8 protein-coding genes are annotated in these 8,611 nt (G+C 55.8%); 7 read left to right on the top strand and 1 reads right to left on the bottom strand.

The window, feature by feature from the left end:
* Positions 1-2 precede the first annotated feature (2 nt).
* The 7 genes from AC2FHX_RS19380 (at position 3) to pdeM (ending at position 7,572) form a co-directional block, all read left to right on the top strand.
* Positions 3-980: a type II secretion system F family protein gene (locus tag AC2FHX_RS19380; RefSeq protein WP_282022131.1), complete on the top strand. Its 978-nt coding sequence runs from the start codon at positions 3-5 to the stop codon at positions 978-980.
* Positions 981-986: 6 nt separating this feature from the next.
* Complete coding sequence (locus tag AC2FHX_RS19385) at positions 987-1,568, top strand: tetratricopeptide repeat protein (RefSeq protein ID WP_185956705.1); 582 nt, start codon at positions 987-989, stop codon at positions 1,566-1,568.
* Positions 1,569-1,597: 29 nt separating this feature from the next.
* Positions 1,598-2,449: a tetratricopeptide repeat protein gene (locus AC2FHX_RS19390; protein WP_496692898.1), complete on the top strand. Its 852-nt coding sequence runs from the start codon at positions 1,598-1,600 to the stop codon at positions 2,447-2,449.
* 3 nt (positions 2,450-2,452) lie between these two features.
* Positions 2,453-2,989 carry a prepilin peptidase gene (locus AC2FHX_RS19395; RefSeq protein WP_142637956.1) on the top strand — a complete coding sequence of 179 codons (537 nt, stop codon included), beginning with the start codon at positions 2,453-2,455 and terminating at the stop codon, positions 2,987-2,989.
* 118 nt (positions 2,990-3,107) lie between these two features.
* Positions 3,108-4,415, top strand: a complete 1,308-nt coding sequence (locus tag AC2FHX_RS19400; RefSeq protein ID WP_142637954.1) for a DUF8689 domain-containing protein — start codon at positions 3,108-3,110, stop codon at positions 4,413-4,415.
* Between the two features lie 40 nt (positions 4,416-4,455).
* A complete protein-coding gene (locus AC2FHX_RS19405) occupies positions 4,456-6,867 on the top strand; it encodes a ligase-associated DNA damage response DEXH box helicase (RefSeq protein WP_496703302.1) in 2,412 nt (803 codons plus the stop codon).
* A 42-nt stretch (positions 6,868-6,909) separates the two neighbouring features.
* Positions 6,910-7,572, top strand: coding sequence for a ligase-associated DNA damage response endonuclease PdeM (gene pdeM / locus AC2FHX_RS19410; protein ID WP_496703300.1), 663 nt, complete (start codon positions 6,910-6,912; stop codon positions 7,570-7,572).
* A gap of 6 nt (positions 7,573-7,578) precedes the next feature.
* On the opposite strand, the gene AC2FHX_RS19415 is transcribed toward pdeM, so the two are convergent.
* Entirely contained in the window at positions 7,579-8,322 is a 744-nt protein-coding gene (locus AC2FHX_RS19415; protein ID WP_496692901.1) for a LytTR family DNA-binding domain-containing protein, read from the bottom strand.
* Between the last annotated feature and the right edge of the window lie 289 nt (positions 8,323-8,611).

The following is an 8,611-nucleotide window of genomic DNA, read 5'->3' on the forward strand; positions in this document are numbered from 1 at the left end:
CCATGGAAATCCTGACCCGAATAAACGACTTTCTAACCGAGCTCCTTGGCCCCTTCGGTCCACTGATCGTGGTTGGTGTACTTGGACTGTTCATGATCTTGATCACAGTCCCCTTGATCCTGAGCCAGCCAGAAGATCCCCTGAAGAAACTGCAGCGTTCTAATGCAGCCCCTCGACAGGATAAGAAGGTCAAAAAGGACAAGCTCAGAACCAGCGGGCGAAACGAGCAGCTTGAGAAATTTGCCAACTTCCTTGAGCCACAGAATAAGGAAGAACTGTCTGCCATGCAGCTGAAACTGCGGCAGGCGGGGTACCAATCAAAGGACGCAGTTCGGTTCTTCCACTTCGCTCAATTTTCCTTGGGCATCATCGGAATTGTGATTGGTGTTTTGCTAGTCACTGTCCTTTCCGACGGTCAGGAATTTACCGCGCAGCAGATGATAATACGAGTTCTTGTCCCTTCGGCCGCCGGGTATTTTCTGCCGCGCTATTGGATCACCCGAAGGGTCGCAGAACGGCAAGAAGCGATCACCGCAGGCTTTCCCGATACTCTTGACCTGATGCTGGTCTGTGTCGAAGCTGGCCAGTCGCTGGACCAGGCCATCGTTCGCGTAGCACGCGAAATGAAAGCCTCCTACCCTGAGATTTCGCTTGAATTTGAAGTCGTCGCCCACGAATTGAAGGCCGGTAAGGACAAGGATACGGTTCTTCGCGATTTTGGTACGCGCTGTGGCGTTCAGGATGTTAACTCATTTGTGACGGTGATGATCCAATCGGCAACATTCGGTACATCCATCGCCGAAGCCTTGCGGGTTTACGCTGGCGAGATGCGAGATAAGCGCGTGATGCGCGCCGAAGAGGCCGCTAACAAGTTGCCAACCAAAATGACACTCGCCACTATGATGCTGACGGTGCCACCGTTGCTGGTCATTCTGGTTGGACCCTCGGCCAAAGGCATCGCTGAATTCGGCGGAGGCTAATAGCCTATGAAATTGAAACCCAGGTGCATCCAAACGGGGATACGCCGCGTGTTACAGGCCACCGTGGTTCTTGCCACGGTGGCTTCTTGCACGGAAACGGGGTCCTCCGGGGATCTGGATGCACCTGGCATTGATCGTAAAGCCCCGGCCGAGGATCAGATTGCAGTCGGCAACCGGCTGATGGCTTCGGGTGAATACGAGCTTGCGTTGGATGCCTTTATCCGCGCAGCGCTCAATCAGGGAATGACAACGCAGATCCTGACCTCGATGGGGACGGCAAATCTGGGCCTTCGGAGGCTTGGACAGGCGGAAACACTGCTGCGCCGTGCGGTTGAAGATGACCCCGAATGGTCTGTCGCCTGGAACAATCTGGGTGTGTTGCTGATGGAAATCGGAGAATATCCCGAGGCCGCTCAGGTCTTTCGCCGGGCCTATGCTCTCGATAATGGCGAAAGTGACGCAATCCGGGACAATCTGCGGTTAGCTCTCGCAAAAATGGAAAATACTGATAATAATACCCCTCAAGAACAAGAATACACACTGGAGCAGCAAGGCGACGGGCAATTCATGCTGCGCAAGCTCCCGTAACATAGGCAAGAGCAGTAAGGGACGCAAAAATGCGCCAACAATTCTTGATTCCGTCTATCGCAATCTGCGGGCTGATCCTCTCAGCCTGTGAAAAAGAGTCCGAAGAAGAAAAGGTCGAGCGTACATTTCAGGAGGTGAACGTCATTGATGAAACCAACCTGAACGACGTTCTTCTGTCGGCCGCCGACCCAAACGAAGCCGTTACCTATTTCCAGGGTGCCGCCGCCAAGAACCCGGGTCGTATAGACCTGCAACGTGGACTGGCGATTTCACTGGCGCGCGCTAAACGGACGACCGAGGCAACCGCCGCCTGGAAAAAAGTCACTACGATGAGCGGTGCGACCAATGTAGACAAGATCGAATACGCAGACTCTCTGGTACGTTCCGGGAACTGGTCACAGGCCAAATCGACATTGGATTCGATCCCGCCGACTTTTGAATCTTTCAAACGCTACCGCCTGGAAGCCGTCGTCGCGGATTCGCAAAAAGACTGGAAACGCGCGGATCATTTCTATGAAACCGCCGTGGGTCTGACGACCCGCCCCGGTGGTGTAATGAACAACTGGGGATATTCCAAACTGACGCGCGGCCAGTACGACGAAGCCGAACGGTTATTCACCGAGGCCATTCGACAGGATAACTCTCTATTCACGGCAAAGAACAATCTGGTCCTCGCCCGGGCTGCACAGGGCAATTACAGCATGCCTGTCGTTCCCATGTCTCAGGTCGAACGCGCGATGTTGTTGAACACAATGGCCATCTCGGCGGTGAAACGCGGTGATGTGGCGACGGCCAAGAACCTGTTCCGCGAAGCGATCGCTACCCATCCGCAACATTACGACGAAGCCGTTCGATCCCTGCGCGCGCTTGAGGAAGCCTGATACATGCATATTCCAGCGGGTGCTGCGGCCTGGTTTTTGCCGTTCGTACTGCCGATCTGCTATTACGTGGCCTTCACCGACCTGCGTGACATGCTCATCAAGAATCACGCCGTAGTAGCACTGGCTTCGGTATTTGCGGTCATCGGTTTGTTTGTCCTGCCGCCCTGGTCGGATGGTTGGATTACCGGCCCGTTTTCTGTGTCCCTCCCACCCTATTTGTGGCAGCTGTTACATATAGTTGTAATGCTAGTCATCGGCATTCTGCTCAACGCAGCCGGCATTATGGGAGCCGGAGACGCAAAATTCATAGCCGCGGCCTCAGCCTTTGTTTGGATGGGCGATTTCACATTGGTATTGTTGATCCTGATGTCGACCACCTTGGCGGCCTTTGTCACGCATCGATTGGCCAAACATACCGCCCTCAGAGCTATTGCCCCAGATTGGGAAAGCTGGCGTCGGGACAAACAATTTCCAATGGGTTTCGCGCTTGGTGCAACCCTGGCCATCTACCTGATACTTGGAACTGTTTACGGCTCGTAAACTATCATCAGTCCGCCTTGTCCCCGCCTTGGAACTGACACAAAGCCCGGCCAAATTTTCGTCAAAGGGCCCTTTTCAGGGCTATTGGCGTGAATACTGAATTAGACGGGCAACGCTCATGAATATGCAGACAACCTCGGTAATGGCCCCCCCTACCCCAAAGGGGTTGGGCGATATGCAGCTTCCAATTGTTATGATGCGGGATATCCTGCTGAAAACTATCTTTCGTAAAACCGTAGATACGGTTTCCGAAGTTGCCCAAGCGATCTGCTTGCCGGGTTCTGTCACACAGGAGTTGATCGACCTTGCACGCGAACAAAAGCTGCTGGAAGCAACCGGTACTTTGAACGCCAACAGCGGCAATGAGATGGGGTATCAGCTGACCGATGCGGGCAAAGCGCGTGCATTGGATGCGCTGAGCCAGTCCGAATATTTCGGCGCCATGCCCGTCCCGTTGGATGTGTACCGCGAGCAGGTAAAACGCCAGTCGATCCGGAATATCCAGGTTTCCCGCGACCAGTTAACCGGGGCAATGGGCCATCTGGTTCTGCCTGACAGCCTGCTGGACCACCTTGGACCCGCGGTCAGTGCAGGCCGATCAATCCTGATGTATGGACCTCCGGGTAATGGTAAATCCTCTATCTCGAACGGTATTCGGGATGCTTTGGGCGATAATGTCTATGTCCCATATGCCATCGAATACGCTGGTCAGGTGATCACGGTGTATGACCCGATTGTACACACAGCCATCGAACAAGAAGCAGATGACCCCAATAGCTTGCGCCGCCGCAAGCGGTTTGATTCGCGCTATGTCCAATGTGAAAGACCAACTGTTGTGACTGGCGGTGAACTGTCACTCAGCATGCTCGATCTGGTTTATAACCCTACGGCGCGGACCTATCAGGCCCCGCTGCAGCTGAAATCGACAGGCGGCATCTTTATCGTTGACGACCTTGGCCGTCAGCAGGAACCACCACAGGCCCTGATCAACCGCTGGATTGTTCCACTGGAAGAGAACAAGGATATCCTTGGCCTGCAATCGGGTGAAAAATTCGAAGTGCCCTTTGATACGCTGGTCATCTTTTCGACCAACTTTCACCCCAACGAGATCTTTGACCAAGCCGCTTTGCGCCGGATCTTCTTCAAGATCAAGATTGACGGTCCGAACCAAGAGAACTTCCTGAAAATCTTCGCCATGGTGGCCCGCAAACGCGGGATGCCTCTGGACGAGGCCGCATTGGTCCATCTGCTAAAGGTCAAATACCCGACCATCGACAACATCTATGCGAACTATCAGCCGATATTCCTGATTGATCAGATGATCTCGATCTGCGAATTCGAGGGCATCCCCTATCAGATGAGCCCCGATCTGATTGAACGCGCTTGGGCCAACATGTTCGTCAAAGATGAGAAAATCGTCAAATAACCTAATGCCATTTCGCTGACGGGCCGGGTAATCTGCCTTTATGACGCAGATTCCCGCCCGGATTACTGACTGGTTTGAAGACAAAGGTTGGTCCATCCACCCGCATCAGCAGGACATGTACGACCGGGCCCTTGAACCGGCGACGTTGCTGATAGCCCCCACCGGCGGGGGCAAGACAATGGCCGGATTTCTGCCCACGCTGGCCGATCTGGCAGAGCGGGACCATGATGGCCTGCATACAATCTACGTCTCCCCTCTCAAGGCGCTGGCGGCAGATATCCGGCGAAACCTGCGTGGCCCAGCCGAGGAAATGGGCCTGGCCGTCCGGATTGAGGACCGCACCGGAGATACCTCAGCCACACAGAAAAAGCGTCAGCGGGTTGACCCACCGCAGATCCTTTTGACCACACCTGAAAGCCTGGCCCTGCTGACCTCTTACGAAGACGCCGGGCGGATGTTTCAGGGCGTGCAACGGGTGGTTGTCGATGAAATCCACGCCCTGGCCGAGAGCAAGCGTGGCGACCAGCTGATGCTGGCGCTGGCCCGTCTGCAGGGGCTCTGCCCGGACCTGCGCAGGGTGGGCCTGTCTGCAACGGTCGAAGACCCCAATGCGATTGCCCGATTTCTGGCACGTCACCCTGATCCCTGCCGGATCGTTGAGGCCGATCCTGGGCCTGACCCCGATATCCAAATGTTGGAAACGCCGGAAATGCCTCCGTGGTCGGGCGGTGGAGCGGCCTATTCCATCCCTGCCGTTCTGGACCAGATCCGGAAGCATAAGACGACGCTTATCTTTCACAACACCCGCGCACAGGCCGAGATTTTCTTTCACAACCTCTGGCTTGCCAACGAAGACGGGCTGCCGATTGGCATTCATCACGGCAGTCTGGACAGGCAGCAACGCGAACGTGTCGAGGCCGCAATGGTTCGCGGTGAGCTGCGCGCAATCGTCTGCACAGGCAGTCTGGATCTTGGTATTGATTGGGGCGATGTCGACCTGGTCATTCAGATCGGGGCGCCCAAAAACGTCAAAAGGCTGGTTCAGCGCATCGGGCGCGCAAATCACAGATACAACGCCCCGTCCAAAGCATTGTTAGTGCCCGCAAACCGCTTCGAAGTTGTGGAATGCATAGCGGCACTTGAGGCTGTGAAAGCTCATGATCTGGACGGTGATCCCCGCGGCGCAGGTCCACGCGATGTGTTGTGTCAACATATCCTGATTGCCGCAGCATCCGGGCCATTCTTGGCCGATGACCTGTTCCGGCAAATGACCGCAGCGGGCCCCTATGCCGGGTTGACCCGAGCAGAGTTCGACGCCTGTTTGGACTTTTGTGCAACCGGGGGCTATGCGCTGCGCGCCTATGATCGGTGGCAAAGGCTGCAGCTACGGCCAGATGGTCAATGGCAGCTACGTGACCCCCGTGCTGCGCAGCGTATCCGCATGAACCTTGGCACGATTCAGGACACCGATACGTTGAAAGTCCGCCTGAAACGCAATCGAGGGGGCAAACCTCTGGGAGAGGTCGAAGAAGCCTTTGCTGCCTCGCTGACCCACGGAGATACCTTTCTGATCGGCGGCCAGATCGTGCGCTATGAGGGATTGCGCGAGATGACGGTCGAAGTCAGCCGCCGAGCGGATAAGAAGCCCAAGATCGCAACGTTTTCAGGCACCAAATTTGCGACCTCGACGCAGCTGAGCGACCGTATCCTGCGGCTGTTTGCACAGCCCGATTGGCCCCAGTTACCCGCGCATACCGCGGATTGGCTGGCGTTGCAGCGCGATATCTCGCGCCTGCCTCAACGTGACAGGTTACTGATCGAAAGTTTCCCCAACGATGGGCGCGAAAACCTGTGTGTCTACGGTTTTTCGGGTCGCAATGCGCAGCAGACACTGGGGCTGTTGCTGACCAAACGAATGGAGGAAACCGGCCTGGCACCGCTGGGGTTTGTTGCCACCGACTATGCAACCCTGATCTGGGGGCTGGACGCAGTAATGGACCCGCGCCTGCTGTTCCAACCGGACGAGCTACGCAACGGCTTGGAAACCTGGCTGGCGGGCAATGCCGTGATGAAGCGCACCTTTCGTGCCTCGGCCACGATTGCAGGGCTGATCGAACGGAACATGGCCGGTCAGCGCAAAAGTGGTCGGCAGGCCACGTTTTCCTCAGATATCCTCTACGATACTTTGCTGAAATACGATCCCGATCACCTGTTAATGCAGATCACCCGAGAAGAGGCCATGCGCGGTCTCGTCGATTTCGGGCGGATCGAGGCACTGATCGAGCGGATCGGGGGACGCATAGATCTGATGCGATTGGATCGGGTTTCACCTCTGGCTGCACCACTGTTTCTTGAGGTTGGCAAGGTACCCGTCAAAGGTGCTGCTGAAGAACGCCTGCTGGCGGAAGAAAGCGCGCGCCTATTGCAAGAGGCTGGGCTGAAATCCTGCTAAAGCCTCTTGCGCGCGGTGGCGGAACGTCGCAAAGAACGTAACATGAACGAAGTTTCGATCTGTTTAGCCGGGCAAAATCTGCTGGCGCTTGGGTCTGGTGCCATTTGGTGGCCCGACAAAAGCGTGCTTTGCGTGTCCGATCTGCATCTGGGTAAATCCGAGCGTTTGGCGCGCCGGGGCGGCACGACATTACCCCCCTATGACAGCCAGGACACCCTGGCCCGATTGGCCGCAGATATCGAGCGCACGCAGCCTGACATCGTTATTTGCCTTGGGGATAGTTTTGATGATCTTGATGCCCTAAACGCCTTGAGTGTGCCCGACAGGCTGCAGATTACGGCGATGCAGGCCGGTCGCCGCTGGGTCTGGATCGAAGGAAACCATGACCCCGGCCCGGTAGATCTGGGCGGAAGCCATCTGGCCGAATATGCGGTTGACCCTCTGGTCTTTCGTCATATTGCGCAACCCAAGGGCAAGGCTGAGGTTTCGGGACACTACCACCCCAAGGCGCGCGTGCGGGTTCGCGGTCGTTCCATCACCCGCCCCGCCTTCCTGATGGATCAGGCGCGTCTGATCCTGCCTGCCTATGGGACTTATACTGGTGGGCTCTTTAGCTCGGATCACGTTCTGGACGCCTTGATGAGCGATCAGGCAATGGCGATCTTGACAGGGAAAGTCCCGCAAATGATCCCAATGCCCAGATAGGGCGTCTCAGATCAGGCCATCTTCTTCTAGGAACGGACGGTATTTCCTGCTGACCGGAACAAGCTCGTCGTTCTTCAGGCGCAACATGGTCTTGCCACCCTTACGTTCGACCCCAGCAATGGCGTCATCGACAACCCAATGCGATCGGTGCGTGCAATGGCCCGGTATAGGTTCCATTTCCTCTATGGCGTCGGTAAAACGCGACCGGATCGTAAACGTGCCCTCAGAAGTCACCACATCCACATAGTGGTCTTGGACCGTCAGGCGATAAACCCGACCCTGAAAGGATCCCGGCAACCGCTTGTACATGCGCGGCAGCGGAATTTCAGCATATTCGGATTGAGGTTTCGATGCCTCACGCCGCACCAGGATCAAGCCGACCGACAGCAAGGCGCCATAAGATGTTACGGATAACATATCCGGGCACGGCAGCCCGTTGGCCGAAAACAGCAACCAGACCATCAACCAAAGGCTTGGAACGAAAAGGACGAAAACCAAAGATATCAGCACAAGGTCGCGCCCAGAAAACTCGGTCTCAGCGAACAACCTGCGCAACAGTCTTCTTGCGACGCAGGTCACCCCTAGCGCCAGCCCCATCACCCCGATCCAGAAGGCCAAGCGCCAAGGAAAGGTTACTTCGATGGCCTGAAATGGTTGGAATACGAAGGACAATAGCAGAAGGAAAACCAGCCCGGCAATCAACCGGTACCCTACTATTTCGGCGAAAACTGGGCGCAGTTTCGTGAACATAAACACTCGACAACAACTCTCCGGGTCCAGCCAATACTACCGGGGACTTGCCATATTACAACGTAACCGGCTGGAATAGAAAGTTTATCACCAATACAGGCACATTCAATGCCCGTAATCTCACACTTAGTTTACATATTAACAAATTTTAGGCCGGGGAGTACCCCGGCCCTGAAAATCTACATGCACGACTGTCCGCTATGGGTCACACAGTCAGGCCTTCTGGTTCTGGGAGTTTGTTTGCGCGGCATGCGGCGGTCAGGGTGTTGGCCAGCAGGCATGCGATTGT

The organism is Ruegeria sp. CDSC042, from assembly GCF_059610745.1.